The 25,581-nt window shown below is 60.7% G+C and carries 21 protein-coding genes; 10 read left to right on the forward strand and 11 right to left on the reverse strand.

The genetic code is table 11. The annotated features are described in order from the left end of the window. Positions 1–15: 15 nt before the first annotated feature. Together M5C01_RS23945 and M5C01_RS23950 are read right to left on the reverse strand one after the other, a co-directional pair. Positions 16–978 (reverse strand): glycosyltransferase family 2 protein, encoded by a 963-nt coding sequence (locus M5C01_RS23945; RefSeq protein ID WP_178129946.1) that lies wholly within the window; start codon positions 976–978, stop codon positions 16–18. Next, positions 975–1,355 (reverse strand): GtrA family protein, encoded by a 381-nt coding sequence (locus tag M5C01_RS23950; protein WP_152740933.1) that lies wholly within the window; start codon positions 1,353–1,355, stop codon positions 975–977. Before M5C01_RS23950 ends, M5C01_RS23945 begins: the two co-directional genes overlap by 4 nt. A 507-nt stretch (positions 1,356–1,862) precedes the next feature. On the opposite strand from M5C01_RS23950, the gene M5C01_RS23955 reads away from it, so the two are divergent. Beyond that, positions 1,863–2,987, forward strand: coding sequence for an OpgC domain-containing protein (locus M5C01_RS23955; RefSeq protein ID WP_152740934.1), 1,125 nt, complete (start codon positions 1,863–1,865; stop codon positions 2,985–2,987). Between the two features lie 147 nt (positions 2,988–3,134). Then, positions 3,135–6,236: a transglycosylase domain-containing protein gene (locus M5C01_RS23960; RefSeq protein WP_152740935.1), complete on the forward strand. Its 3,102-nt coding sequence runs from the start codon at positions 3,135–3,137 to the stop codon at positions 6,234–6,236. Positions 6,237–6,252: 16 nt separating this feature from the next. On the opposite strand, the gene M5C01_RS23965 is transcribed toward M5C01_RS23960, so the two are convergent. After that, the gene (locus M5C01_RS23965) at positions 6,253–6,774 is read right to left on the reverse strand and encodes a C40 family peptidase (protein ID WP_103498372.1); all 522 of its coding nucleotides are present in this window, start codon (positions 6,772–6,774) and stop codon (positions 6,253–6,255) included. A 233-nt stretch (positions 6,775–7,007) separates the two neighbouring features. Here M5C01_RS23965 and M5C01_RS23970 point away from each other — a divergent pair, with 233 nt between their 5' ends. Continuing rightward, complete coding sequence (locus tag M5C01_RS23970) at positions 7,008–7,598, forward strand: PadR family transcriptional regulator (RefSeq protein ID WP_152740936.1); 591 nt, start codon at positions 7,008–7,010, stop codon at positions 7,596–7,598. After that, entirely contained in the window at positions 7,595–8,377 is a 783-nt protein-coding gene (locus M5C01_RS23975; protein ID WP_152740937.1) for a siderophore-interacting protein, read from the forward strand. Before M5C01_RS23970 ends, M5C01_RS23975 begins: the two co-directional genes overlap by 4 nt. Before the next feature lie 133 nt (positions 8,378–8,510). Here M5C01_RS23975 and M5C01_RS23980 read toward each other — a convergent pair whose 3' ends face one another. Both M5C01_RS23980 and M5C01_RS23985 read right to left on the reverse strand, forming a co-directional pair. After that, complete coding sequence (locus M5C01_RS23980; protein ID WP_152740938.1) at positions 8,511–9,164, reverse strand: Pr6Pr family membrane protein; 654 nt, start codon at positions 9,162–9,164, stop codon at positions 8,511–8,513. A 17-nt stretch (positions 9,165–9,181) separates the two neighbouring features. Then, a complete protein-coding gene (locus M5C01_RS23985; protein WP_103494373.1) occupies positions 9,182–9,412 on the reverse strand; it encodes a VF530 family protein in 231 nt (76 codons plus the stop codon). Positions 9,413–9,785: 373 nt separating this feature from the next. Here M5C01_RS23985 and M5C01_RS23990 point away from each other — a divergent pair, with 373 nt between their 5' ends. Next, the gene (locus M5C01_RS23990) at positions 9,786–11,810 is read left to right on the forward strand and encodes a TonB-dependent receptor (protein WP_152740939.1); all 2,025 of its coding nucleotides are present in this window, start codon (positions 9,786–9,788) and stop codon (positions 11,808–11,810) included. Between the two features lie 297 nt (positions 11,811–12,107). Further along, complete coding sequence (locus tag M5C01_RS23995; RefSeq protein WP_152740940.1) at positions 12,108–14,345, forward strand: hypothetical protein; 2,238 nt, start codon at positions 12,108–12,110, stop codon at positions 14,343–14,345. Between the two features lie 82 nt (positions 14,346–14,427). Here M5C01_RS23995 and M5C01_RS24000 read toward each other — a convergent pair whose 3' ends face one another. After that, on the reverse strand, positions 14,428–15,081 hold the full coding sequence (locus M5C01_RS24000; RefSeq protein ID WP_152740941.1) for a Pr6Pr family membrane protein: 654 nt from the start codon (positions 15,079–15,081) through the stop codon (positions 14,428–14,430). 152 nt (positions 15,082–15,233) lie between these two features. After that, positions 15,234–15,863 (reverse strand): Pr6Pr family membrane protein, encoded by a 630-nt coding sequence (locus M5C01_RS24005; RefSeq protein ID WP_152740942.1) that lies wholly within the window; start codon positions 15,861–15,863, stop codon positions 15,234–15,236. A 566-nt stretch (positions 15,864–16,429) separates the two neighbouring features. On the opposite strand from M5C01_RS24005, the gene M5C01_RS24010 reads away from it, so the two are divergent. Continuing rightward, positions 16,430–16,768, forward strand: coding sequence for a DUF3077 domain-containing protein (locus M5C01_RS24010; protein ID WP_152740943.1), 339 nt, complete (start codon positions 16,430–16,432; stop codon positions 16,766–16,768). A 192-nt stretch (positions 16,769–16,960) separates the two neighbouring features. Here the strand turns inward: M5C01_RS24010 and M5C01_RS24015 are convergent, their stop codons facing one another. The 4 genes from M5C01_RS24015 to M5C01_RS24030 are packed head-to-tail and all read right to left on the reverse strand — an operon-like array spanning position 16,961 to position 21,279. Further along, positions 16,961–17,383, reverse strand: coding sequence for a group 1 truncated hemoglobin (locus M5C01_RS24015; protein WP_103494377.1), 423 nt, complete (start codon positions 17,381–17,383; stop codon positions 16,961–16,963). Beyond that, positions 17,383–18,243: a DUF3034 family protein gene (locus M5C01_RS24020; RefSeq protein ID WP_152740944.1), complete on the reverse strand. Its 861-nt coding sequence runs from the start codon at positions 18,241–18,243 to the stop codon at positions 17,383–17,385. The genes M5C01_RS24015 and M5C01_RS24020 overlap by 1 nt, the downstream gene beginning before the upstream one ends. 5 nt (positions 18,244–18,248) lie before the next feature. Beyond that, the gene (locus tag M5C01_RS24025; RefSeq protein ID WP_103494379.1) at positions 18,249–20,606 is read right to left on the reverse strand and encodes an EAL domain-containing protein; all 2,358 of its coding nucleotides are present in this window, start codon (positions 20,604–20,606) and stop codon (positions 18,249–18,251) included. Next, on the reverse strand, positions 20,590–21,279 hold the full coding sequence (locus tag M5C01_RS24030; RefSeq protein ID WP_247263213.1) for a methylamine utilization protein: 690 nt from the start codon (positions 21,277–21,279) through the stop codon (positions 20,590–20,592). The genes M5C01_RS24025 and M5C01_RS24030 overlap by 17 nt, the downstream gene beginning before the upstream one ends. Before the next feature lie 297 nt (positions 21,280–21,576). Between M5C01_RS24030 and lon the strand changes: the two genes are divergently transcribed. The 3 genes from lon to M5C01_RS24045 all read left to right on the forward strand — a co-directional run bounded on the left by lon (position 21,577) and on the right by M5C01_RS24045 (position 25,296). Beyond that, a complete protein-coding gene (gene lon, locus M5C01_RS24035) occupies positions 21,577–24,009 on the forward strand; it encodes an endopeptidase La (protein WP_103494380.1) in 2,433 nt (810 codons plus the stop codon). A gap of 257 nt (positions 24,010–24,266) precedes the next feature. Next, positions 24,267–24,659, forward strand: coding sequence for a protease inhibitor I42 family protein (locus M5C01_RS24040; RefSeq protein ID WP_103494381.1), 393 nt, complete (start codon positions 24,267–24,269; stop codon positions 24,657–24,659). 1 nt (position 24,660) lies between these two features. After that, positions 24,661–25,296 carry a lysoplasmalogenase gene (locus M5C01_RS24045; protein ID WP_152740946.1) on the forward strand — a complete coding sequence of 212 codons (636 nt, stop codon included), beginning with the start codon at positions 24,661–24,663 and terminating at the stop codon, positions 25,294–25,296. Positions 25,297–25,581: the final 285 nt, after the last annotated feature.

The raw sequence follows: 25,581 nt of genomic DNA on the forward strand, positions 1-25,581 counted from the left end.
CACCACTGCCCCTTTTTATTTCACGCTCGACTGCCGAGAAAGCAAACCACCAGGCTTCCCTGAAACCACGTCTTTAACAATATATCTGGGCCGATGTTTAGACTCCATGTAAATTCGCCCTATATACTCCCCCAGCACCCCGATCCCGATCAGTTGCACACCGCCCAAAAACAAAATCGCCGTCATCAACGACGGGTACCCCGGCACATCATTACCAAACAGTATCTTGTCCAACGCCATATAACCGGCATACAGCAACGCCAACACTGAAACCCCGCCGCCGATATAACTCCACAGACGCAACGGCAGGGTACTGAACGAGGTGACCCCGTCGAGTGCCAGGTTCCATAACTTCCAGGCATTGAACTTGCTCCGGCCGCCGACACGGGACGCGCGATCGTATTCAATAATGGCGACCGTGAAACCGGCCCACGACAGCACGCCTTTCATGAACAGTGGCTGTTCAGGTAACGCCTTGATCACGTCCACCACCTTGCGGTCCATCAGGCGGAAATCGCCCACATTTTCCTCGATATGGGTGTAGGCGATGTGCTTGAGCAGGCGGTAGAAGAGCGAGGCACTGTGTCGCTTGAGGTAACCATCACTGGAACGATCCCGACGCTTGGCCAACACCACATCAGCGCCGTTTTGCCAGGCCTGGAGCAATCGGGGGACAACCTTGATCGGATCCTGCAGGTCAACATCGATGGGAATGACCGCCTCACCGCTGGCAAACTCAAGGCCGGCGAACAAGGCCGGTTCTTTACCGAAATTTCGTGAGAAATTGACCAGCACTACATTGTCATCCATCAGTGTCAACGCACGAGCGATGTTTTCCGTAGCATCTAAACTGCCGTCATTGATAAAAACAATTTCGACCTGGTAATGATTCAATCCAGGCTCTTGTCTGACGGTCTGGTAAAAAAGCTCGATGGTCTGTTCTTCATTGAACAGGGGAACCACCAAAGAAATTTTCACGTCGCCGTGCCCCGAAAGACCACGTAGCTGGCATAAAAGTAGCCCACCACCAAGCTGACGCCTGAAAAGACGAACAATGTCACGATGCCGGGCATGGCCAACTCATCCCCAAGCCAGCCGATTGCCAGACTCAAAAAAGCCATGAAACCGATAAACGACAGATAGCGCGCCCAGGATGCAGTGCGCTTGAAGTTATATCGCGAGTTGGCATAAAAGGAGAAGGTCGCTGCCACGGCAAAGGCACAGACATTACTGACAAGCTGACCAACCGACAGGACGCTGTGCAGCGTCAGGAAGACGCCCCAGTGGATCAACGTATTAAGAACGCCAATATAAACGTAGATCGAAAAATGCTTGGGCAACACACACACGGCCATGTCCTTGATTCCGCAGCCGGAAAGAAATACCCACCCGATAAGAGCCGAGGGGCGCTTCCACGTACAACGAAACGCCAGCGTGGTGATAGTTCAACACTAGGCCGCATCAACAGGTCTGTCTACTGTCAGAAATCACAGGTACAAGCGAGTCCCCTTATGGCCTGAGCACTGCGCCGCCACTTCCGACCCGTACACACCTGTTATTTCTGACAGTAGGCAGGTCTGTCGGGACACTCTAGTGTCAAGTTCCTGCCCCGTGGATATCCGTTGCCATAAAAACATGGACGCCAAGAAACGGCATGAGGAAGCGCCTTCCCGCCTGCTCTGCCTGTCTGAAAAACAGCTCTGCTGGCAGGCAACCCTCGACACAAAATTGTGACATTCAGTAATACCCCCGCCTTTGCAATTCCCTCCGACTCACGCCAACCTGCACACCGCCGCTGCGCGCGTGCAATTTCTTACAGCAATAACAGCCCTATTCAACATTCGCCCAAGAGTTTTCCCGTGATGTCCAACGGACGCGATCATCGCATCGACTTTTTCCGCGGGTTGGCGCTGATCTTCATTTTCTGGGATCACGTGCCGCAGAACCCCCTCGCCAGCCTCACCGTGCGCAATTTCGGTTTCAGCGACGCGGCGGAGATCTTTGTCTTTCTCGCCGGTTACGCCGCGATACTGGCCTACGGCAAGATCGCCCGCCGCGACGGCTTTCTGATCGCCAGCGTGCGCATCCTGCGCCGGGCCTGGGTGCTTTATGTGGTGCATATCTTCCTGCTGGCGTTGCTGATGGGCATCGTGTTCTTTGCCAACAGCCAGGTGGAAACCCGTGACCTGGTGCAGGAAATGGGCTTGCAGTATTTCCTCACCCATCCACAGCAGGCGCTGGTGGACGAACTGCTACTGCGCTTCAAACCCAACCTGATGGACCCCCTGCCGTTGTATATCCTGCTACTGCTCGGCCTGCCGCTGATCCTGCCGATGCTGCTGCGCAAAGCCGAATACGTGGTCGGGGTGTCGGTGCTGCTGTACCTGCTGGCGCCCTGGTTCCAGTGGAACCTGGCCGCCCAGGAGGGTGGCGTGTGGTTCTTCAACCCCATGGCCTGGCAGCTGCTGTTCGTGCTCGGTGGCGCGGCGGCGATCCATGGACAGCGGGAAAAGCGCCCGGAACTCCGCCCGCTGTCGCGGCAGCCATTGTTCGTCACCTCGGCGGCCTATCTGCTGGCCTGCGCGGTGATCGCCTTGTCATGGAAATGGCCGCAGATACACGACGCCTTCATGCCCAAGCTGTTGGGCGAGTGGCTCTACCCGATCAGCAAGACCAATCTGTCGCCGGCGCGCCTGCTGCATTTCCTGGCGCTGGCCTATATGGTCGCGAAGCTGTTGCCCAATGGACGCTGGCTGGATCACTGGCTGCCCAGACAGAGTTGCCGGATGGGCCGTTACTCGCTGGAGGTGTTCTGCTTCGGTGTGCTGCTGGCACCGCTGGCGGACATGCTCAATGCCCAGGCCGGGGATGGCTGGCCGGTGCGGGTATTCAGTGCACTGCTGGGCGTGGCGTTGATGGCGGCGCTGGCGGGATGGCTGGACCTCAACAAGCGCCTGGGCCGGCCCGCGCCAGTAGCGATCGCCTGATACGAATCATTCGTCATTGCAGCAGCCATGCCCCCCCTGATGACCTGCCAGAAAAACCTGACCCACTTCACATATTTTTCGCCGCCTCCAAGCAGCGTCTAAGCTTCAGGCAAGTGCGATCAATCTGCGTGAATGGATGAATCGACTATGGGCGCTTTATGGCAATCCGATTCGAGCAACACTGTGGCGCCAGCCAACAGGGAGGATGAAGCGCCTTTACCGAAAAAACCGCGTAAGCGCAGGCTGTGGTGGCGGCTGTTCTGGCTCGTGCTGCTGATTGCCCTGGGATTGCTGGGGTTTGCCGCCTCGCGGGAAATGCGCAGCTCCAAGATCCAGGCACGGGAGTTCAGCCGTCTCGCCGCCGACCTCGGTTATTCGCTGGAGCCCGGGCCCAGTGACTCGATTCTCTATCCCGGCGACGGGCCTTTCGACAAGCGTCTGGGCTACAGCGCCCTCGGTGAATTCCTGCCGCGCCTGTTGAAACGCAATTATCGGATCGAGGCCCAGGCCCGCTTCTCCCCGGCACTCCTGGACTACAGCCAGGAAGGCTTTTTCGTACCATACAAGGAGAAAATCCAGGCCGGACTCTCGATCACCGATTGCCGCGGGGGCGATGTCTACCATTACGACTACCCACAACAACTCTATGCCAGCTTCGAAGCCATTCCGCCGTTGGTGGTCAATAGCCTGCTGTTTATCGAGAACCGTGACCTGCTCGACCCGAAGCAGCCCCAGGCCAACCCCGCCGTGGACTGGCCACGCTTCGGCAAGGCGGTGCTGTCGCAGATTGCCAAGGTCCTGCACATGGGCGGCCAGACCGCCGGCGGCAGCACCCTGGCGACCCAATTGGAAAAATACCGGCACTCGCCGGACGGCCTGACCCTCTCCGGCGGTGAAAAAATCCGCCAGATGATTTCCGCCAGCGTGCGCGCCTACCAGGGCGGGCCGCAAACCCTGGAAGCGCGCAAGGATGTGGTCCGCGACTACCTCAACAGCGTGCCGTTGTCCGCCGTGCCCGGGCATGGCGAAGTGCATGGCATGGCGGAAGGCTTGCGGGTCTGGTACGGCGCGGATTTCGCCCAGGTCAACGCCCGCCTGAACAGCGTGGCCAGCGATCCCCTGAGCCTCTCCCAACGCGGCCTGGCCCTGCGTGAAGTGCTGTCGCTGATGATTGCCCAACGCCGGCCCTCCCATTACCTGGCCCGCGGCCGCGACGAATTGGCCGAACTGACCGACAGCCATATCCGCCTGCTGGCCCAGAACGCGGTGATCGACGGTCCCCTGGCCGCCGCCGCGCTGGCCAGCAAAGTGACCTATCGCGACTGGCAGCAGGAACCGACGATCCAGCCGGTGGAGTCGAACAAGGGCATCAGCGTGGCCCGCAGCCGCCTGTCGGCCATGCTCGACCGCCCACTCTACGACCTCGACCGCCTTGATCTCTCGGCTACCAGCACCTTGCAATCGGACCTGCAAAGCCAGGCCAGCGACTACCTCAAGCGCCTGGCCGACCCTGAGTTCGCCAAGTCCCTGGGCCTGTTGGGCGAACACCTGCTGACCCCCACCAGCACGCAACAGGTGCGCTACAGCTTCACCCTCTTCGAACTCACCCCCGACAGCGCGCGGGTGCGGGTGCAGACCGACAGCACCGACCAGCCCTTCGACATCAACGAAGGCAGCAAGCTCGAACTGGGCTCCACCGCGAAACTGAGGGTGCTGACCAGCTACCTGCAGATCATTTCCGAACTGCACGACCGTTATGGCAACCAGTCACCCGCCGAACTGAAAAAAGTGGCGAGTGACGCCCAGGACCCGATCACCCGCTGGGCAGCGGACTACCTGGCGCAAAACAGCGACCGCTCCTTGCCGAAAATGCTCGACGCGGCCCTCAGCCGGCAATACTCGGCCAACCCCGGCGAAAGCTTCTTCACCGGCGGCGGTTTGCATCACTTCCATAACTTCCGCAAGGAAGACAACGGCCGCAGCCCGACCTTGCGCGAAGCCCTGCGCGAGTCGATCAACCTGCCGTTTATCCGCCTGATGCGCGACCTGGTGCGCTACAGCACCTACCAGGGTCCGAACAACAGCGCCGAATTGCTCAAGGACGACAACGAGCCGCGCCGCCAGGAATACCTGGCCCGCTTTGCCGACCGCGAGGGCACGGCCTTTATGCTGCGCTTCTGGAAGAAGTACCAGAACAAGACGTCCCAGGAGCGCCTGGACACCTTCCTCGACGGCATGCACCCGACGCCGATTCGCCTCGCCGCCGTGCATCGCTACCTGCTGCCGAACGCTCCGCAAGCGGTTTTCAATACCTTTGTCCGGGCCCACCTGAAAACCGAGAAAGTCACCGACGAACGCCTGGCCAAACTCTACAAGACCTACGGCCCCGGCACCTTCGACCTGCCCGACCAGGGCTTTATCGCCAAGGTTCACCCGCTGGACCTGTGGTTGCTCGGCTACCTGTTGAATAACCCCCAGGCGCACTTCAGCCAGGTGGTGGCCGCCAGCGAATTCGAACGCCAGGAAGTCTATGGCTGGCTGTTCAAGAGCAAGCACAAGAGTGCCCGCGACAGCCGGATCCGGGTGATGCTGGAGATCGAAGCCTTCCTCGATATCCATCAGCGCTGGCAACAGGTCGGCTACCCCTTCGATCACCTGGTACCATCGCTGGCCACCGCCATCGGCAGTTCCGGCGACCGTCCGGCGGCGCTGGCCGAATTGGTGGGGATCATCCTCAACGACGGCGTGCGCATGCCGACATTGCGCATCGACAGCCTGCACTTCGCCGCCGGTACACCTTACGAAACCCGCCTGGTCAACGACCCGGACAAAGGCAAACGGGTGATGCCGTCGGAGGTCGCCACGGCCCTGCGCGAAGCCTTGTCACAAGTGGTGGATGCGGGCACCGCACGACGGGTTTCCGGCAGCTTCAAACAGCCGGACGGCACACCGCTGGCCATGGGTGGGAAAACCGGTACCGGCGACAACCGCATCGAAGCCATTGGTGCCGGCGGGCGGGTCTTGAGTTCGAAGTCGATCAACCGCACGGCGACCTTTGTGTTCTACATCGGCGATCATCACTTCGGCACCCTGACCGCGTTCGTGCCGGGGCGCTCGGCCGAGTCGTTCAAGTTCACCTCGGCGTTGCCGGTACAGGTGCTCAAGGGCATGGCGCCGATCCTGACGCCTTACCTGCAACCGGGCAGCAACACCTTGTGCACCGCACAGAAGGTCGCGCAAACGCCCTGACGACAGGAGAAAAACCTCAGCGGGTCGTGTGAAATCGCTTGGCGAGGGTGTAGCTCTTTTTCCAGTAGCTATTGCTCAGCGAATCGATGCGTACCGTCTTGCCGCTGCGCGGCGAGTGAATGAATTTGTCTCCGCCAATATAGAGCCCGACATGATTGACGGTGTTCTGCCCATTGCGCCGGAAGAACACCGCATCGCCGGGCTTGAGGTTTTTCCGTTCGATGGTCTTGGCGTTGGAGCGGCGCATGGCAACGGTGGTGCGCGGCAGCTTGATATCGGCTTCCTGCTGAAACAGATAGACCAGCAAGCCGCTGCAATCAAAGCCGTTGACCGACATCCCGCCCCACCGATAGGGCGTGCCGATCAACTCATGGGCACGGCCCACGACATTGTCGATGGGCGCTGGCGCGGCCTTGGGCCGCAGCCCCTTCAGGACCTTGGCCGATGAAACAGGTTTCGCCACATCGAGGGTGGCGTGAGCCGACAGGAACAGGCCCGGTGACACCCACAGCAGCGCGCCGAACAAGAAACTGGGCATGATAAATCCCGCCTTTTTGACACAAGACGGCATGGTAAAGAGCTGTTCCAGCCTTGCTTAGAGTGCTTTTCTCCAATTGGCGTAGGGAAAAACTCCAAGTCGACACAGAAAACACAACCGAGCCCTGAGAGACGTATAAGCACAAACGGGCCATGCATCCGTTCGTCACTTTTTCTTGTCGAGTGCTTAAGATATATCTTAAGGTATATCTTAACTAGACAGGAGAAAGAGAAATGAGAGAGGAACATCCCCACCATCGTCACCATCCCCGGGAATTCGGCGATGGCCATGACGGCTTCGAACGTCGCCCCGGTCGCGAACGCGGTGGCCGCGGCCCCCGGGTCTTCGCCCCCGGCGACCTGAAGCTGTTGCTGCTGGCATTGATTGCCGAACAGCCGTGCCACGGCTACGACCTGATCCGCCAGATCGAAGGCATGTTCGACGGTGCCTACAGCCCGAGCCCCGGCGTGATCTACCCGACCCTGACCTTCCTCGAAGAAAGCGAAATGATCCTCGGCGACGCGGCTGCCGGGAAAAAGCGCTACAGCGTGACCGACGCCGGACGTCAGTCCCTGATCGAACAGGCCGTGGCCCTCGATGGCGTACGCATGCGCATCGATGTCAGCAAGCGTTCGCTGCGCGGCCATGAACGGCCGCTGGAAATCCACGAGGCAGTGCACAACCTGCGCCACGCCCTGCAACTGCACAACGGTCGCTGGAGCCCGGAAGAAATCCTTCGGGTTCGCGACCTGCTGAACAACACCGCCAAGGCCATCGTCGATGGGCCAGTATCCGCTCCATCCTGCTCGGAGAAACCGGAATGAATGCAGTCAATCAACAAGGGATTCACCGTGTCATGCACGAGATCAAACGACGCCGCCTGGAAGTGTTGCGGGTCGTCGACCTCACCCCGCGCATGCGCCGCATCACCCTGGGCGGGCCGGAGCTGGCGGGCTTTATCAGCCTGGGCACGGACGACCATGTAAAGGTGTTTTTCCCACAGAACGCCGCCGAACAGGCCGCGCTGGAAACGATGGTGCTGGGGGCCAAGGACAATGGCCCGATGCCCGCCATGCGTGACTACACCCCACGGCGTTATGACCTGGAAAGCGGCGAGCTGGATATCGACTTCGTGCTGCATGGCGACGGCCCCGCCGCGACCTGGGCGGCCCAGGCGGCGCCCGGTCAGTTCCTCAATATCGGTGGCCCTCGGGGTTCGATGGTGGTCCCGGATATCTTCGACAGCTACCTGCTGATCGGCGATGAAACCGCGTTGCCAGCCATTGCCCGGCGCCTGGAAGGGCTGGCGGCCAATCGACGGGCTCGGGTGGTGATCGAGGTGGAGAATGCCGGGGAACAGCAGGTGCTGCAGAGCCCGGCACAGGTCGAGGTGACCTGGGTACGACGCGATGCGCCGGAGCAGGATTTGCTGCGCACCGTCGAACAGCTGGATATCCCCGAAGGCAGCCTGTATGCCTGGGTGGCGACCGAAGCGGCGCTGTCGCGCAAGATCCGCAAGGTGCTACTGGGCAGCCATGGTTTGAACGAGGAATTCCTCAAGGCGGTCGGCTACTGGAAACTGGACAACAGCGCCGAGGAGTAATTCGTCGCTAGGGAGGGGCTCTTCGCGGGCAGGCCCTGCTCCTACAGGATTGTGTCGTACACAAGGTCAGTGGACGCCGCGAAACTGTAGGAGCAGGGCTTGCCCGCGAAGGCGTCAACCCGGACACCACGCTCTACCTGCCACCCCGCCACCGATCCACCCCGATCAACACCCCCGACACCAGCAAAAATCCCAGCAGAATCTGCCCGGCATTGATAAACACCTGTGGATAACCCAACTTATCCACATCAAAAAAGGGATACGGGTACACCCCGATCAGATGCCCGCGCAACAGCACATAAGCGAAATAGACCACGGGATAGATCGCCCAGGGCACTCCATCCCACAACCGCAAAGTGCCCTTCCTCACGCAACACCACCAATAGACCACAAACAGCACCGGCATCACGTCGTGCATCAACTCATCGGCCAACCACTGAAACCCCTGGGGATGCCACAGATGGCGCAACAACAGGTTGTAGGCCAGCCCGACCACCACGATGCTCGCCGTCACACCCGTCTGCACCGCCGGTTTGAGAAACCAGCGCCTGCCCGCCGAATCCCGCGAAGTCACCGCACAGGTCAGCACCGTCGCCGCCAGGGTATTGGTCAGCACGGTGAAAAAACTGAAGAAGCTCACCACCCCGCCGATCAGGCTGGCCTCCACCTGCCAGCGAAAAATCAGCAGCAGATAGAGCTGGATCGCCAGTCCGCCCCAGCCCAGGAACGCCGCGCCCAGCAACAGCAGCCGACGCAAACCGCCCGAGGTTTGCACTGCGCCATGCATCGCTGCGCTTTCCGTATTCACAGCTCGCGCTTGGTACGCGCCAGCTTGATATAGAGAGCCTCGACCTTCTCCCGCGCCCAGGGGGTCTTGCGCAGGAACGTCAGGCTCGACTTGATGCTCGGGTCACTCTTGAAGCAGCGGATATCGATGCGTTGCGCCAACCCTTCCCATTCGTAATGGGTCACCAGGGCCGTGAGGATCTGCTCCAGGGTCACGCCGTGCAAAGGGTTGTTGTTCGATGCCGTCATGCCAGGCCTTCAGGTCAGGAAATGGAAGAAGCCGCGCACCTTAGCCGAGCCTTGGGGCGGGGGGAAGAGCCACGGGCGAAGACAAGGCATCCCGCATCTGAAATGACTGTAAGACTTATCTGGCAAGACGCACGACTGGCGACCGAGCACAGTCCCTGTAGGAGCCAGCTTGCTGGCGATCAAACGCAAGAACGCCCCCTATCTCAAGTCTAGCGCTGCCACCGGAAACCCTCGGGGTTTTGTTTTCCTGATAAAAAAGATATGTTATGTCATAACATATGAGAAATATTAACAATCACACCCACCTACCGTTCCAGCCTTTCATCTGACTCAAGGCGCTCTATTTCGCGCCCCGCTTGCCAAGGAAGCACCGATGTCCCTCTCCTCTCCCCTGCGTTCTCACCTGACACCGCTGGCCGCCGCCTTGCTGATGGTCTCCCCGGCCTACGCCCTGGACTTGCAACCCCAGGTCATCACCGGCAACCCATTGGGCAGCCAGCAACTCGCCTCCCCCAGCACCGTACTGGAAGGCGATGACCTGACCCTGCAACAGCAAGGCAGCCTCGGCGAAACCCTGAACAAGCAACCCGGCGTGTCGTCCTCGTATTTCGGCCCGGGGGCCAGCCGGCCGATCATTCGTGGCCAGGACGGCGATCGCATCCGCCTGCTGCGCAATGGCGTCGGCGCGCTGGATGCCTCGGCGCTGTCCTACGACCACGCCGTGCCACTGGACCCGGTCAATGTCGAACGGATTGAAATCGTCCGCGGCCCGGCCGCCCTGCTTTACGGCGGCAGCGCCATCGGCGGCGTGGTCAACACCTTCGACAACCGCATCCCCACCACCGCCATCGACGGTATCCATGGGGCCGGGGAGTTACGCTACGGCGGTGCCGACACCACCCGCAGCAGCGCTGGCAAGCTGGAAGCCGGTGACGGCACCTTCGCCTTGCACCTGGATGCCAACGCCCGCGAGTTCAACGACCTGCGCATTCCAGGCTTCGCCCGCGACCGCAACGCACCAGCCAACGAAGAGGCCGATCAACGCAAGGGGCGCCTGGGCAACAGCGACGGACGCCAGGATGGCGGCGCAATCGGCGGTTCCTACACCTGGGACGATGGCTATGCCGGCTTGTCCTACAGCAACTACGACTCCAACTACGGCTCCCCTGCCGAGCAGGACGTGCGTATTCGCATGCAGCAGGACCATTACGCCTTCGCCTCAGAAATACGCAACCTGCAAGGCCCCTTCAGCTCGGTGAAACTCGATGCCGGCTACACCGAGTACAAGCACAGCGAGATCGAAGACGGGCAAGTCGGCACCACCTTCAAGAACAAGGGTTACGAAGCGCGGGTCGAAGCCCGGCACCTGCCTGTCGGTTCGTTCAACGGGGTGATCGGCGCGCAGGTCAGCCGCAACGAGTTCTCGGCGCTGGGCGAAGAAGCCTTCGTCCCACAGACCGACACCAACAGCGGTGCGCTGTTTCTGCTGGAGGAACTCAAGGCCAGCGAGCGCCTGACCTTCAGCCTCGGCGGCCGCCTGGAACATACGAGCATCGACCCCAACGCCCAGGGCAACGAACGCTTCGCCGCCGCCGACCGTTCCAGCAACTTCACCGCCGGCAGCCTGTCATCGGGCGCGATCTACAGCCTGACGCCGATCTGGTCCGTGGCCGCGACCCTGAACTACACCGAACGCGCACCGACCTTCTACGAGCTGTACGCCAACGGTGCCCATGTGGCGACCGGCACCTATGAACTGGGCGATGCCAACCTGTCGAAGGAAAAAGCCGTGTCCAGCGACCTGGCCCTGCGCTTCGACAACGGCACCCACAAAGGTAGCTTCGGCGTGTTCTACAGCCACTTCTCCAACTACATCGGCCTGCTGGGCACCGGCCGCACCCTCAACGACGAAGGTCAGGAAGACGCGGCCGGAATTCCCGAATACCGCTACTCCGGGGTACGCGCACGTTTCGCCGGTTTCGAGGCGCAGGATCACTGGAAACTTGGCGAAAGCGCCTATGGCAAATTTGCCTTGGAACTGTCCGGGGACTACACCCGAGCCACCAACCTCGACACCGGCGAGGCGCTGCCACGGATTGCCCCGCTGCGCCTGAACAGCGGCCTGCTGTGGGAGTTGGATCGCTGGCAGGCGCGGATCGACGTCGAGCATGCGGCGGGACAAGGACGGGTGCCGGCCAACGAGACCGGCACTTCGGGATACACCACATTCGGCGCCAGCGCCGGTTATCACTTCGACATTGGCAGCAGCCAGTGGCTGGCCTTCGTCAAGGGCGACAACCTGACCAACCAGACCGTGCGCTACGCCAGTTCGATCCTGCGGGATATCGCACCGGCACCGGGGCGTAGCGTGGAGTTTGGGTTGCGTACCACGTTCTAGAAACGGCTCTGCTGCTTCGGGCTCACCCAAGCGCACTCTCGTGTGGGCTTGGGTGGGAAATGCCTCGATAAAAGAGAGACGCTGGAAACCAATCCACGTCCTCGGTTCGGACAACCATTGGTCGCCACTGTCATTTCTGACAGTAGCCGCTGAAATGATCGACTCCTAGCATCGCTTCCATACCGGACGAAAAAAGGCGCGCAGCATCGGTGCTGGCTTCCGTCCATTCCTGGAAACGCTCGCGTTTCTGAAGTCCCGAGCGCTTCTCCCATTCAACCTGATTGAGGGAGAAACACTATGAATACCTCAGACATTGCCGCCATCGACACCCCGGCTCCCGACACCGCCCTGCCCAGCCAGAACGCCTCCCTTTCAGGAACAGGTTTCCCCGGTGCATCGGTCGAAATCTGGCAACAGAATGGCAGTCTCCTCGGACAGGCACAGGTCGATCAGAACAGTCGCTGGAGCACAGTACTCGAGACGAGTCTGCCACTGGGTCCTTTCACTTTCTCCGTACGCCAGCTGCTCGGCGGCGTGACCTCTGAATGGCAGAATTTTTCGTTCTCTGTCAGCAGCTCGTTGTACCCAATCACCAGTGCCCCGCAGATCAACAACCCGACGGGTACCGTCACCTCGCCTTTTTCCATCTCCGGCATGGCCACGCCCGGCGCTACCGTCACGGTCTACCGAACAGGAGGGCAATACACCTTTGGCAGCGTCCAGGTGAACGACAATGGGGAGTGGTCTCTCAACAACATCACCCAGGATCCTGGCCCCGACTCCATCAGCGCCACTCAAACGCTGAATGGTCAAACGTCTGGCTACGCACCTAACCTGCCCTTCCAGGTGCAACCCGCCGCCCCCCTCGACGTCCCCCGGATCGACAATCCGAAAGGCTATGTCAACACCCCTTTCCTCATTTCCGGTACCGCTACTCCCGGCGCCACCGTGACGGTCTACGGGACAGGAGGGACCTACGGAACTGATACGGCCATTGTGAGCGCCTCCGGATACTGGGAAATCCCCAACGTGACGCAATACGCAGGCCACGACTCCATCACCGCCACTCAAACACTGGGCGACCGCCGATCAAGCTTTGCACCGATCCAACAGTTCTGGGTTGACATGAATCCCCCCTCTTTCCCCATTACCTCGGCACCCGTCATCGACAACCCACAATCCGCTGCCTACTCGCCCTTCAGTATTTACGGCAGTGCCACCCCCGGCGCCACGGTGACGGTCTACAGGACAGGCGGCGACTATGTATTTGGCACCGCCAGGGTGGGGCCCGACGGCCATTGGGTCATTCCCAACCTGGCACATGATCCCGGTACGGACTCCATCAGCGCGACCCAGACCCTGTATGGCACAACGTCCGGTTACACGCCCAATGTCCCCTTTACGGTGTACGCGAGGAAAGACCTCAGTCAAACGCTGGAGGACATTGGAAACTATATGAATGATGTGGTGCAACGGGTCAAAAGCGATGCCGATAATGTGGTGGGGACCATCAGTAAATTTCAAAGCCTGGCCGCAAGCTTCACCACTCCCGGGTCCAAAGTCATTGGTTTGGCGGGAGAAATGACCGGTATTGGCTTGAAAATATATGCCGATATCAAAGAGTACGGATTTGTCTGGAACAGGCAGCCCGACACGACCCCGAGAACGGGGTCTGGAGAGATAGTTGAAGTGCCTGCCAACACCAGCGTGGCTCAACGAGCCAGGCAACAGGTGGTGGGCGGTTGGATTGAGACATTCGTTCCCGCCAGTTCGGCGCTTCCGGTTCCTGTTCCACGACCCAACGACAGATGGGCCTGGAGTAAAACAGACTATTGCGACGCGGGAGGCACGGCGGGAAGAATCCCGCCCGCTTCATTTCCCTACACGGGCCCTGGAGCACTGGTAGGTCAGCTTCTCTATAAGTTTGGCCGCTCAGGAAAAAGCAGGCCGATTTACAATGAAGGCTACGCCAACACCCTCAATGACACCGGCAGTCTGTTCTTGAGAATCAACACGCCTGACGATGAGTTGAGAAACAACAAAGGCGAAATGAAAATTTACATTGGCATGTACCTCCCCTCCTGTAAGCCCCTGTTTGTGATGGTCAGCGCCAACGAGGGTTGGGCCAATGAGTTGATCCCCCGCAAGTCCGGCTGGGATGAATACATACCCAGCAGCACATCGACCCCATCGCCCACGGTTCTGTTGGCACTCGAAGCCCCCGCCGTCGCTGAGCGGACGGCGAGCTGGGGCATTTATGTAGCGGGGGTAAACGGTGAAATCGTGACCCAGTGCGGGCCCGCTGGCGTTGAAAGCAGCATCATCAATATCGAAGGCAATAGCCGTTTTCCCTACAGCGGACCTGGCGCACGCCATGGACAGCTTCTTTACAAGTGGGGGGAGAACGGTACGGCACTACCCGTGTGGAATATCAATGAGCTTGGCGCTGATACCCATAGCGGAAATTTATTCATGAGGATCAACGACTACGACATGACGGACAATCAATACGAGATCTACGCCATGGTCAACTGATCAGCGCTCCACTAGCCCGCGAAACCTTCGTCTCGCGGGCTAGTGCTCTGCGGCCCCAGCCGTTTCCCCTGCACCGGCAGGATCAGCCCTTGCCTTTCCACCGATCCACGGCAATCACCACCAGCGATATCACCACAAAGGCCACCAGCACCATCACGGCATTGATAAACACCTGGGGATAACCCAGCTGGCCCACGTCGATAAAGGGATAGGGGTAAGAGCCGACAAAGTAGCCACGCACCAGGGCGTAAACGAAGTAGAGCGCCGGATAGATCAGCCACGGCCAGAAATCCCGCCATTGCAGGGTGCCCTTGGGCACGCAGAACCACCAATAGATTACAAACAGCACCGGCATCACGTCGTGGAGCAATTCATCGGCCACCCACTGCAGGCCCTGGGGGTTCCACGTATGGCGCAGCAACAGGTTGTACGCCAGCCCGACCAGCACGATGGCGGCGGTCACACCGCCCTGGACCTTGGGGTTGAGAAAGAATCGCCGAAACGGCGAATCCCCTGATGTGGCCGCGCAGGTCAGCACGATCGCCACCAGGATATTGGTCAGCACCGTGAAATAGCTGAAAAAGATATCCACCCCGCCCAACAGGCTTTTGTCGCCCTGCCAGCGCGACATCAGGATCAGGTAGAGCTGGAGGGCTAATGCAAGCCATCCCAGCAGGGCCGCGATCTTCACGGCAATACCGCCCGTGCTCTGCGTTAATACCATTTCGTTGCTCATAAGCTGACTCCTGGCCACGCGGCACCTGCGACGGCAAAGCCCCAATCGATTGGACGCTTATAAACAGGCTGTCTATTGAGCAAAACCCTAGAAGAAAGCAGGACAAGACTCTACTGTCAGAAATGACAGTCCTGACCAGCGGTCATCGTCGTTCAACGCTGGCCTCGCCAGCGATCCACCGCAATCAGCAGCACCGACAGCAGCACGAATACCAACACCACCAGCCCGGCATTGATAAACATCCGGGGATAACCCAGCTCCCCCACATCGATGAAGTCATAAGGGTAGGCACCAATCAGGTATCCGCGCACCAGAAGGTAAACGCAGTAGACCAGCAGATAGATCAGCCACGGCAACGCATCCCGCCATAACAAGCGACCCCTTGGCGCACAGAACCACCAATAGAGCAAAAACAGCATCGGCATCACGTCGTGCATCAACTCATCGGGGACCCACTGGAACTCTTGGAAACTCAACGGAACGCGCAACAGCAGGTTGTACACCAGGGCAACAAGAATCATGCCGACCGCCGCGCCACCCTGAACCGAGGGCTGGAGAAAGAAACGCCGCAGGGTCGAATCTCCCGAGGTTGCCACGCAGGTCAACACCAGCGCCGCCAGGATATTGATCAGCACCGTGAGATAACTGAAGAAGTCATCCAGTCCACCCAACAGGCTCCCCGCGGCCTGACAGTTCTGGTAGAGCTGGATGCCCAATGTCGCCCAGCCCAGCAGTGCCGCGCCCTTCAGGGCAATCCCAGCCCAACCCCTGCCATCGCTCATGAGCTTGGTTCCTGACTCTCGTAACCTCTGCGATCCCAAAGATCCCCGTCGGCCGAGCACTCGATACAACACAGTGCCTTTGAGCATGACCCTAGAAGAACGCGAGATAAGGCTCTACTGTCAGAAATGACAGTCCTGACCAACGGCGCCCCCGCTCGCAGACACTTTGGAAAAGCGCTACCGACTGATGAGGCTGGTGCGGCGCGTTAGCGGTCCCTGGAAGGCTTGATGGATCAACCCCGAATGCGACTTTGCTCTTTCATTCGTATGAAGTTTCCTAGAAAATCCTGACCGCTTGCGCCTGCCAAAACACGTGGCTAGTCTTCGTTCGTCACTGCCAATTCAGTGATCGGGTTTAGTCGCCCACTGTTGAGTTAAGGCGCATAGCGCCATCGTCCTGTTCAGGCGCTTTTTTGTTGCCTGCACTTTATGGTGGCTGTGCGCAGGGCGCCCTCGGGCGCGCCGGTTCCTTAGCTCGCCGGTCGACTAACCTGCGTACAGCTGCCACCCCCATCGTTTAGTCGCGACTCGGTAGCAGTTCAACCCATGTTGAGAGAGCTAGACCTATGTCGAAGATTACCCCCGATCCCCCCATCAACCCGCTGTACAAGCACGACAAGACCAGCGACCGGGTATTCGCCCATTACAACCTGCCGCCGCTGGAACCGCCTGAGCCTTACAAACTGCCGGAGAGCCTGTACCGGATCCGCACCGATGTGCGCGCGGAAGAATCGCTGACCGCCGCCTATGAGCTGCTCGAATCTGCCGCCGCGACGGCCTATGAATCCGTGGAAAACCTGAGCGGCGCCAATCGCAAGGTGGTGCTGGGGGTGGTGCACCTGATCGAGTTGGCGAAGGCGTTGGTGGATTCGGCGTTGAATGAGCGTGCCGTAGAGCACCCATAAGATTTGTAGTGTCTGGGCCGGCCTCTTCGCGGACAAGCTCCGCTCCCACATTAGATTTGTGTCGTGCACAACATCCAGGCTCAACGCAAATACTGTGGGAGCGGAGCTTGCCCGCGAAGAGGCCAGTAGCCGTTATGCAAACACTCAGGCAACTACACCTACACAGACAACACCAAATCGCAGCGACTCACCCTAGTGCTGAATAACCTCACCCCGCATCGGCGCCAGCCGGGCAATCAAACGATTCTGCACCGGCACCGGAATGCCCTGGGTATCCATCGCCGCAATCAGGTCTTCCACCAGCGCATTAAAATCGCTGCGGCTGACGTTCTGACCCTTGTGGCTCTCGGCCATGGTGTCGCCGGTGTACACGCAGGGCCCACCCGCCTCGACGCAGAACTGCTCGACCAACTTGTCCCGCAAACGCTGGATATCGATCTTGCGAAAACGCTCGACGATCCGGGGATCGTGGGCAATGTTCAACAGCATGCCCTCGACAATCCGGGTAATCCCCGCCCGCTCGCCCAGGTCACGATAGAGGCTGTCATCCTTGGGTGGCTGCTGGGCACAACCGGCCAGCAGCAGAACCACCAGCAGCAGTTTCAGGCCACGCATCAGAAACTCCCCTGCACGGACAGATAGGTGCCGTTCTGGTTATCCAGGGTCGCGATCTCTCCGAGCTTGGCGTAAGCCAGGACAAAGGACACATGCTTGTTGGGGAAGTAGCCGACAAACAGATCAGCCCAATCGCTCTCACCGGAAAACGACAGGTTGTCCGGCTTCTGCCGATACTCCACGCCCATGGCCCAGCGCGGGTTGAACAGCACCGCCACCGAGCCTTCCTTGAGCAGGCCGCGGGTATCGCGCCGATCGCCGCCGAAGCCCATCAGCCCCAGCTCGTTGGCCCGACTGTAGCGCACGCCGCCGTTGACCAGCAGGTTGTAACCGAAGGCCGCGCCCATGAACAGGCGGCTGACGGCCAGGTAGCCCTCCACATCCTGGTCACGCTTGGCGCCCACCAGTTGCGGAATCTCGAAGTTGGTCTGGTGCTTGTACTCAAGCCCCAGGGACACCTGGGGCAAGCGGTCGTAGATCACATCACCGAACAGGCGCACCTTCAGGCCAAGGATGTCCTGCCCCAGATGATCTTCCGGCAGGCTCAGCTTGCTGACCAGCGACCCGAGGTCGAAGCGCTGGCGGGCAAAGGAAACCTCCACGCGGTTGTCGTAGGACGACGCGACCCCGGCCACATCGAGCCGATAATCCGGGAGATTGACCGTGGTGGCGAACGCGGTGGCGCTCCACTCGTTCTGCTCGCCATAGCCGGTCAGCACCGCCCAGGGCGTGATCCCGCCGCCCGCCGGGCCTTCGAGGCTGCTGGCCCCGCCCGTGGCGATCAAACGGCCGTTGTCGGCCAGAACCGGTTGCGCTCCCAGGCAGGCCAGGCCGCAGAGCAAGAGAGATAAACGCTTCATGGCCGTCAATGAACCACAACGGACGGTGAACCCAAAGGTAAGGCAACCCAGGCCTCGAACGCTGCCGCGGTCAACGGGCGGCTGATCAGGTAACCCTGGGCGGTGTCACAATGCCAGCGCTCCAGCAGACGCAAGCTATGTGCATATTCGACGCCCTCGGCGACCACCTTCAGCCCCAGGTTGTGGCTCATTTCGATGGTCGAACGGACGATCACCGCATCCTCGCTGGTTTCATCCAGGTCGCGGACAAAGGATTGGTCGATCTTCAGTTCCTGCACCGGCAGACGCTTGAGGTGGGCCAGCGACGAGTAACCGGTGCCGAAGTCATCCACCGACAGGCTGATGCCGCACTCGCGCAGCCGGTGCAGGACCTTCAAGGCCTGCTCGGGCTCGCGCATCACGGCGCTTTCGGTGATCTCGAAAATCAATTGTTCGGCCGGCAGCCGGTATTGCTTGAGCAACGCCGAAACCCGGTCGGTCAGGTCGGGGCCGAGCAGGTCCTCCGCCGAAATATTCAACGACAGTTGCAAGCGCAGGCCCCGCTGGTTCCACTCCGACAACTGGCGTATGCCCTCCTCGATCACCCAGTGGGTGAGGATCTGGATGCTGCCGGTGCGTTCGGCCAGGACGATGAACTCCGCCGGCGAAACCATGCCGAACTGCGGGTGTTGCCAGCGCAACAGGGCTTCGGCCTGACGCACGCGACCCTCACGGATATCCAGCTTGGGTTGATAATGCAACAGCAGCTCGCCGTTGGCGGCGGCATGGCGCAGGTCGCGAATCAGGGTGACCTGGCGGCGATGCGCGAGGTCGCGCCCCTGTTCGTAGATCTGGATGCGGCCGGGAATCTGCTCGGCATCTTTCATGGCGATGGCGGCGCGGCTGAGCAGCTCTTCGGCGGACAGGCCATCCCCCGGGAAGGCGGCAATCCCTATCCGGCAATCCAGGGCCACTTCATGCCCGGCAATCCGCTGGGGCTTGAGCAACAGCTGCTGGAGCTTGTCCGCGGTGGCGACCGCGCCGTCGCTGGCGGTACCCTGCAACAGCAGCAGGAACTCGCCGCCGATCAGGTGCGCGACGGTATCGCCGGCACGCAGGGCGCCCAGCAGGCGCTGGCCGACCTGTTGCAGCATCAGGTCCACCGCGTCGGGACCACCGGCTTCGCCGATCGCCCGCAGGTTGTCGATCTCCAGGTAGACCAGGGCCACCGACCGCCCGGCGCTGATCGCACTGCCCAGGCGTTCCATGGCCAGCGCCCGGTTGGGCAGCCCGGTGAGCCCGTCGTGCAAGGCATTGTGCGCCAGTTGCTGCTCGCGCTCGGCAATGCCGCTTTGCATGGAGTTGAAGGCGGTGGCCAGGAGTCCCAGCTCGTCACTGCGCTTGAGCGGCACCGGGGTCTGGTAATCGCCCTGGCCGATCCGTTCCGCCGCCTGGGCCAGCGCCCGCACCGGTTGCGAAACGCTGCGCGCCAGCAACAAGGCACCGGCCAGGGACGCCACGAGCGAGATCAGGGCGATCAGCAGAATGTTCTGGTCGAGGGGCGCGAATGCCTGCATCGCCGCATCCAGTGGACTTTGCAACAAGGCGATGACCTGGTTGTCATTTTCATCGGCGGTGCTGGCCAGCATCAGCGTCTTGCTCAGGAAACTGTGCTGCTCATATTCGGTCAGTTGCTGGATGTGTTTATCGGCGCTGGCGAGCATCAAGTGTTCAATGCTCTGCGCCATGGCCGGCGGCTGGGTGCTCACCAATTGCCCGGGCTGCTGCATATCCACGGTCAGGAACGACACTTCCAGGTTGCTCAACGAACGCAGCTCGCGGGCAAACTCGGTGTCCATGGAAAAGCCCATCACTACCCGGGCGATCGGCAAGGGCGCCAGCACCGTTGCTTCCACCAGCAGGTGCGGATGGCCCTGCAACGGCACGATCAGGGTCGACTGCTTGGCCCGCCGCGCTTCGCGCAACGCGTGGTCATAACGGAACTGCGAACCTTCTGGCATATCGTCCAGGGTACTGGCGAGGACCTTGCCGTCCATGCTCAGGAGGATCATGTCAGTGGCGTTGATGCGCTTGCCGTGGTTGATCAGCACCGAGCGGATGGTCGCCGAATCGCCGCTGGCCACGGCATCGCGAAAGCCGAAGTCCGACGCCAACAGTTGCACGCCATCGCTCAGGCGTCGGCTCTGGACATCCAGCAGGCGTTCGAACACCCGGGTACCGAGCTGCAATTGTTCGCCAGCCTGGCTGCGGATCGCGCTGTTGGTGGCGGCCTTGACGCTGAAATACAGCGCGCCGACCACCACCAGCAACAGCAGGATCAGGACGCAGGCGACCCGCGCCTGAAAGCTACTTCGCAGTTTCACTGACAGCTTTATTGAAGGCATCGCCGAAAGCACTCGGAGCCGGCGCCGCGGGTGCATCCGGCGACAGGGGTTGGATCGACAGGCTGAAGCGTTGCTTCAGGTCCGTGGCGGACACACCGATTTCGCCTCCTGGCTGCGGCAGCATATCGGCCACCTGGGGATGCCAGAGCGTTATGTGGTAGCGGCCGGCCGGCAGTTTGTCGAAGCGGATCAAGCCCTTTTTATCACTGACCGCAAACCAGGGATCGTCGGTCACATAGACATAGCCAAGCATCCAGTCATGGATGTTGCAACCCAACACCACGATACCCGGCTTGTCGAACAGCACCGGGTCCGACGGCGTGCCTTCGTAAAGACGCAGCTCGAAGCGCTTGGGCGCCGAGAAGGAATAGACCTGATGGCGGATATTGTCACTGTTGGGAAAGCGGATCTGGGTGCCGGTATGTACCGCCAGCACATGGGGGGCGTACTGTTTGTCGCGCTGGTCCATATCGGCCTTGAGGCTGAAGATCGGCGGCGGCACATCGCCCTGCAAGGTCAAGACCGCGTTCGGCAAGGGCTTGCCGTCCTGATCGACGATCTCGGCCTGGAAACCGGCGGCCACACCCAGGCCGCTCGACAGCAGACATGCAACAAACAGAAACAATCCGGTCAACGAAGTTGGGCGGGCCATGCAGCAACTACTCATCAGTGTGTGATCGTGGGGGCCGACCTTGGCATGAAAATGTTCCGCGAATGCAGATTACCGGGGGTTGCAGAGAAGAGCACGCGGCAAATACGGCCATTAGCCACTATCCTGGCACAGCCGACGACCAACCGCTTGATCGGCAAAACCTTTACATGCAAAACACTTCTGTACAACGCTTATTGATCAACTATCGGCCGACTTTCGCAAAGCTATACTCCCGGCCATTGAAACCACCGGCGGCTCGCCCCATCTAACTGGCATATATCACTGTGCAGGTGCCCCATGAGCGAGCAGCAGGAATTCCCTGAACATCCGACCCTAGAGGCCGACACCGAACACACCCTTGACGACGCCAACGCCGCGAGCGCCTCCGGCACCGGCCTGGCCCTGCCCGGGCAGAACCTGCCGGACAAGGTCTATATCATCCCGATCCACAACCGCCCGTTCTTCCCGGCCCAGGTGCTGCCGGTGATCGTCAACGAAGAACCCTGGGCCGAAACCCTGGAACTGGTGAGCAAATCCGATCACCACTCCCTGGCGCTGTTCTTCATGGACACGCCCAGCGAAGACACCCGCCATTTCGACACCAAGGCCCTGCCCGAGTATGGCACTCTGGTGAAAGTCCACCATGCCAGTCGCGAAGGCGGCAAATTGCAGTTTGTCGCCCAGGGCCTGACTCGGGTGCGCATCCGCACCTGGCTCAAGCACCATCGCCCACCGTACCTGGTGGAAGTCGAATACCCGCACCAGCCGAGCGAGCCGACCGACGAAGTCAAGGCCTACGGCATGGCCCTGATCAATGCGATCAAGGAGCTCTTGCCGCTCAATCCGCTGTACAGCGAAGAGCTGAAGAATTATCTCAACCGTTTCAGCCCCAACGACCCGTCGCCGCTGACCGACTTCGCCGCCGCCCTGACTTCGGCCACCGGTAACGAGTTGCAGGAAGTGCTCGACTGCGTACCGATGCTCAAGCGCATGGAAAAAGTCCTGCCGATGCTGCGCAAGGAAGTCGAAGTCGCGCGGCTGCAAAAGGAAATCTCCGCCGAGGTGAACCGCAAGATCGGCGAGCACCAGCGCGAGTTCTTCCTCAAGGAGCAGCTCAAGGTCATCCAGCAGGAGCTGGGCCTGACCAAGGACGACCGCAGCGCCGACGTCGAACAGTTCGAACAGCGCTTGCAGGGCAAGGTCCTGCCGGCCCAGGCGCAAAAGCGCATCACCGAGGAAATGAACAAGCTGTCGATCCTCGAGACCGGCTCGCCGGAATACGCCGTCACCCGTAATTACCTGGAATGGGCCACCGCCCTGCCCTGGGGCGTGTATGGCGAAGACAAGCTCGACCTCAAGCACGCGCGCAAGGTCCTCGACCAGCACCATGCCGGCCTGGATGACATCAAGGCGCGGATCCTCGAATTCCTCGCGGTCGGCGCCTACAAGGGCGAGATCAGCGGTTCCATCGTGCTGTTGGTGGGGCCGCCGGGGGTGGGCAAGACCAGCGTCGGCAAATCCATCGCCGAATCCCTCGGGCGGCCGTTCTATCGCTTCAGCGTCGGCGGCATGCGCGATGAAGCCGAGATCAAGGGCCACCGCCGCACCTATATCGGTGCCCAGCCGGGCAAGTTGGTGCAGGCCTTGAAAGAGGTCGAGGTGATGAACCCGGTGATCATGCTCGACGAGATCGACAAGATGGGCCAGAGCTTCCAGGGCGACCCGGCGTCGGCGCTGCTGGAAACCCTCGACCCGGAACAGAACGTGGATTTCCTCGACCACTACCTGGACCTGCGCCTGGACCTGTCGAAAGTGCTGTTCATCTGCACCGCCAACACCCTGGATTCGATCCCGGGTCCGTTGCTGGACCGGATGGAAGTGATTCGCCTGTCGGGCTATATCACCGAGGAAAAAATCGCCATCGCCAAGCGCCACCTGTGGCCCAAGCAGCTGGAAAAAGCCGGCGTCAGCAAAAGCAGCCTGAGCATCAGCGACGGTGCCTTGCGGGCGGTGATCGACGGCTACGCCCGGGAAGCCGGGGTCCGTCAGTTGGAGAAACAACTGGGCAAACTGGTGCGCAAGGCGGTGGTCAAGTTGCTGGACGCGCCGGACACGGCGATCAAGATCGGCAACAAGGACCTTGAAGCCTCGCTGGGCATGCCGGTGTTCCGTAATGAGCAGGTGCTCTCCGGGGTCGGTGTGATCACGGGGCTGGCCTGGACCAGCATGGGTGGCGCCACCTTGCCGATTGAAGCGACTCGCATTCATACGCTCAACCGGGGGTTCAAGCTCACCGGGCAACTGGGTGAGGTGATGAAGGAGTCGGCGGAGATCGCCTATAGCTACGTCAGTTCGCATCTGAAGCAGTTTGGTGGCGATCCGGAGTTTTTCGATAAAGCCTTTGTGCATTTGCATGTGCCAGAGGGCGCGACGCCGAAAGACGGTCCGAGTGCCGGGGTGACCATGGCCAGTGCGTTGCTGTCCCTGGCGCGCAACCAGCCGCCGAAAAAGGGCGTGGCCATGACCGGTGAGCTGACGCTGACCGGGCATGTGCTGCCGATTGGCGGGGTGCGGGAAAAGGTGATTGCGGCGCGGCGGCAGAAGCTGTTCGAGCTGATCCTGCCGGAAGCCAACCGTGGGCATTTCGAGGAGTTGCCGGATTACTTGAAGGAAGGCATTACCGTGCATTTCGCCAAACGTTTCTCGGATGCGGCGAAGATTCTGTTCTAAACAGCAGGCATCTGGCTCGCCCGTGAGATTTTCAGCGTTCTCACGGGCCTCTTCGCGGGCAAGCCCTGCTCCTACAGGATTATGTCGTGCACAAGTTTTGCGTTCGACGATGAACTGTAGGAGCAGGGCTTGCCCGCGAAGCTTTTGGCGGCAATTACCGCCCCTTCAGGATCATATTCGGTCTTGCTTCACAGGCATTAGTGCAACCCCAGCTCCACAGGTTATGCTCGGTCATCGCTGTAACAACTGGAGACACTATGACCCCGACTCGCCTGCTGCTGCCGTTAAGCCTCGCCTTGCTCGCCGCCTGTGCCCAGCAACCGCGCCAGAACGTGACGCTGGAAAAACAAAGTGACTGCCCGATGCAACTCAAGACCGGGCAGAACATGATCCTCAGCCTGCCCAGCAACCCCACCACCGGTTTTCGCTGGGCCATCCAGGACTCGGCGGGCGGCGTGCTGAAAAGCCTCGGCCCGGAGGTCTACCACAATCCCGACGACAACGGCCTGGTGGGCAGCGGCGGGCAATCGACCTGGCGCTTCCAGGCCTTCGCCGCCGGCACCGGGCGCCTGCGCCTGACCTACCAGCAACCCTGGGAACCGGAAGCCACGCCGGCCCAGAGCTTCGACTGCCCGATCACGGTGAACTGACATGCCTTGGCTGATCCTCGCCCTGATGGGGGCTGCCGCGTTCCTCTACGGCGTGAGCATCGAGCTGCCGATGCTGTGCCTGCTGACCAAGCCGGTGCCGGTACTGGTCCTGCTCGGCTGGTTGCACGATGCGCCGGTGACGGAGTATCGCCGCTGGATCGGCCTGGGTTTGATCTTTTCCCTGCTGGGAGACGTGCTGCTGGCCTGGCCGGGCGATCTGTTCGTGTTCGGCCTGGGCGCGTTTCTCGTCGCGCACCTGGCTTATCTCAAGGCTTACCTGGGCGACTGCCGTCGGTTGGCGCCATTGCCCTTGTTGCTGGCCCTGCTGATCGGCGTCGGGTTGCTCGGCATCCTGATGTCCAAGGGCCTGGGCGACCTGCTGATCCCGGTCACGGTTTACGCACTGGCCATCAGCGCCATGCTCTGGCGCGCCCTGGCCCGACTGGGTACCGATGTGCCCAAGCGCTCCGCGCTGTTGGCGGCGGCCGGCGCCCTGACCTTCGCCTTCTCCGACAGCCTGATCGGTATTGATCGCTTCGTGGTCAAGTTCGCTGCCGCGCCCTACCTGATCATCATTGCCTACTGGCTGGGACAATGGGGCATTGCGGCCTCGGCCTTCAGCCAGAAGCCGCGCTGAACGCAGCCTGCTCCTCTGTTCCTCTGTTCCTCTGTTCCTCTGTTCCTCTGCTCCTCTGCTCCTCTGCTCCTCTACTCCTCTACTCTTCTGCCCTTCTGCCCTTCTGCCCTTCTGTAGGAGCGAGCTTGCTCGCGATGAACGCAAGGACACCACTGGCATCCAGATACCCCGCGTTATCGTTGACGCCCATCGCGAGCAAGCTCGCTCCTACAGTTTTAGTTTTCGGGGCGTGCAGGCTTGGCGTTTTATCCGACAAAGCGCGCATCGCGGCGCCAACTTGGCTAA

Origin of the sequence: Pseudomonas sp. MWU12-2319 (assembly GCF_023242525.1) — a bacterium.
Taxonomy (GTDB): Bacteria; Pseudomonadota; Gammaproteobacteria; order Pseudomonadales; family Pseudomonadaceae; genus Aquipseudomonas; species Aquipseudomonas gingeri_D.

What these genes read in the sequence shown, in the direction of transcription:
- M5C01_RS24030 (WP_247263213.1), bottom strand. Translation starts at nt 21,279, where the DNA reads ATGGCCCGCCCAACTTCGTTGACCGGATTGTTTCTGTTTGTTGCATGT.
- M5C01_RS23990 (WP_152740939.1), top strand. Translation starts at nt 9,786, where the DNA reads ATGTCCCTCTCCTCTCCCCTGCGTTCTCACCTGACACCGCTGGCCGCC.
- M5C01_RS24000 (WP_152740941.1), bottom strand. Translation starts at nt 15,081, where the DNA reads ATGAGCAACGAAATGGTATTAACGCAGAGCACGGGCGGTATTGCCGTG.
- M5C01_RS23980 (WP_152740938.1), bottom strand. Translation starts at nt 9,164, where the DNA reads ATGCATGGCGCAGTGCAAACCTCGGGCGGTTTGCGTCGGCTGCTGTTG.
- M5C01_RS23955 (WP_152740934.1), top strand. Translation starts at nt 1,863, where the DNA reads ATGTCCAACGGACGCGATCATCGCATCGACTTTTTCCGCGGGTTGGCG.
- M5C01_RS24040 (WP_103494381.1), top strand. Translation starts at nt 24,267, where the DNA reads ATGACCCCGACTCGCCTGCTGCTGCCGTTAAGCCTCGCCTTGCTCGCC.
- M5C01_RS24015 (WP_103494377.1), bottom strand. Translation starts at nt 17,383, where the DNA reads ATGCGTGGCCTGAAACTGCTGCTGGTGGTTCTGCTGCTGGCCGGTTGT.
- M5C01_RS23995 (WP_152740940.1), top strand. Translation starts at nt 12,108, where the DNA reads ATGAATACCTCAGACATTGCCGCCATCGACACCCCGGCTCCCGACACC.
- M5C01_RS23970 (WP_152740936.1), top strand. Translation starts at nt 7,008, where the DNA reads ATGAGAGAGGAACATCCCCACCATCGTCACCATCCCCGGGAATTCGGC.
- M5C01_RS23950 (WP_152740933.1), bottom strand. Translation starts at nt 1,355, where the DNA reads ATGGCCGTGTGTGTGTTGCCCAAGCATTTTTCGATCTACGTTTATATT.
- M5C01_RS24005 (WP_152740942.1), bottom strand. Translation starts at nt 15,863, where the DNA reads ATGAGCGATGGCAGGGGTTGGGCTGGGATTGCCCTGAAGGGCGCGGCA.
- M5C01_RS24010 (WP_152740943.1), top strand. Translation starts at nt 16,430, where the DNA reads ATGTCGAAGATTACCCCCGATCCCCCCATCAACCCGCTGTACAAGCAC.
- lon (WP_103494380.1), top strand. Translation starts at nt 21,577, where the DNA reads ATGAGCGAGCAGCAGGAATTCCCTGAACATCCGACCCTAGAGGCCGAC.
- M5C01_RS24045 (WP_152740946.1), top strand. Translation starts at nt 24,661, where the DNA reads ATGCCTTGGCTGATCCTCGCCCTGATGGGGGCTGCCGCGTTCCTCTAC.
- M5C01_RS24020 (WP_152740944.1), bottom strand. Translation starts at nt 18,243, where the DNA reads ATGAAGCGTTTATCTCTCTTGCTCTGCGGCCTGGCCTGCCTGGGAGCG.
- M5C01_RS23985 (WP_103494373.1), bottom strand. Translation starts at nt 9,412, where the DNA reads ATGACGGCATCGAACAACAACCCTTTGCACGGCGTGACCCTGGAGCAG.
- M5C01_RS23975 (WP_152740937.1), top strand. Translation starts at nt 7,595, where the DNA reads ATGAATGCAGTCAATCAACAAGGGATTCACCGTGTCATGCACGAGATC.
- M5C01_RS23965 (WP_103498372.1), bottom strand. Translation starts at nt 6,774, where the DNA reads ATGCCCAGTTTCTTGTTCGGCGCGCTGCTGTGGGTGTCACCGGGCCTG.
- M5C01_RS23960 (WP_152740935.1), top strand. Translation starts at nt 3,135, where the DNA reads ATGGGCGCTTTATGGCAATCCGATTCGAGCAACACTGTGGCGCCAGCC.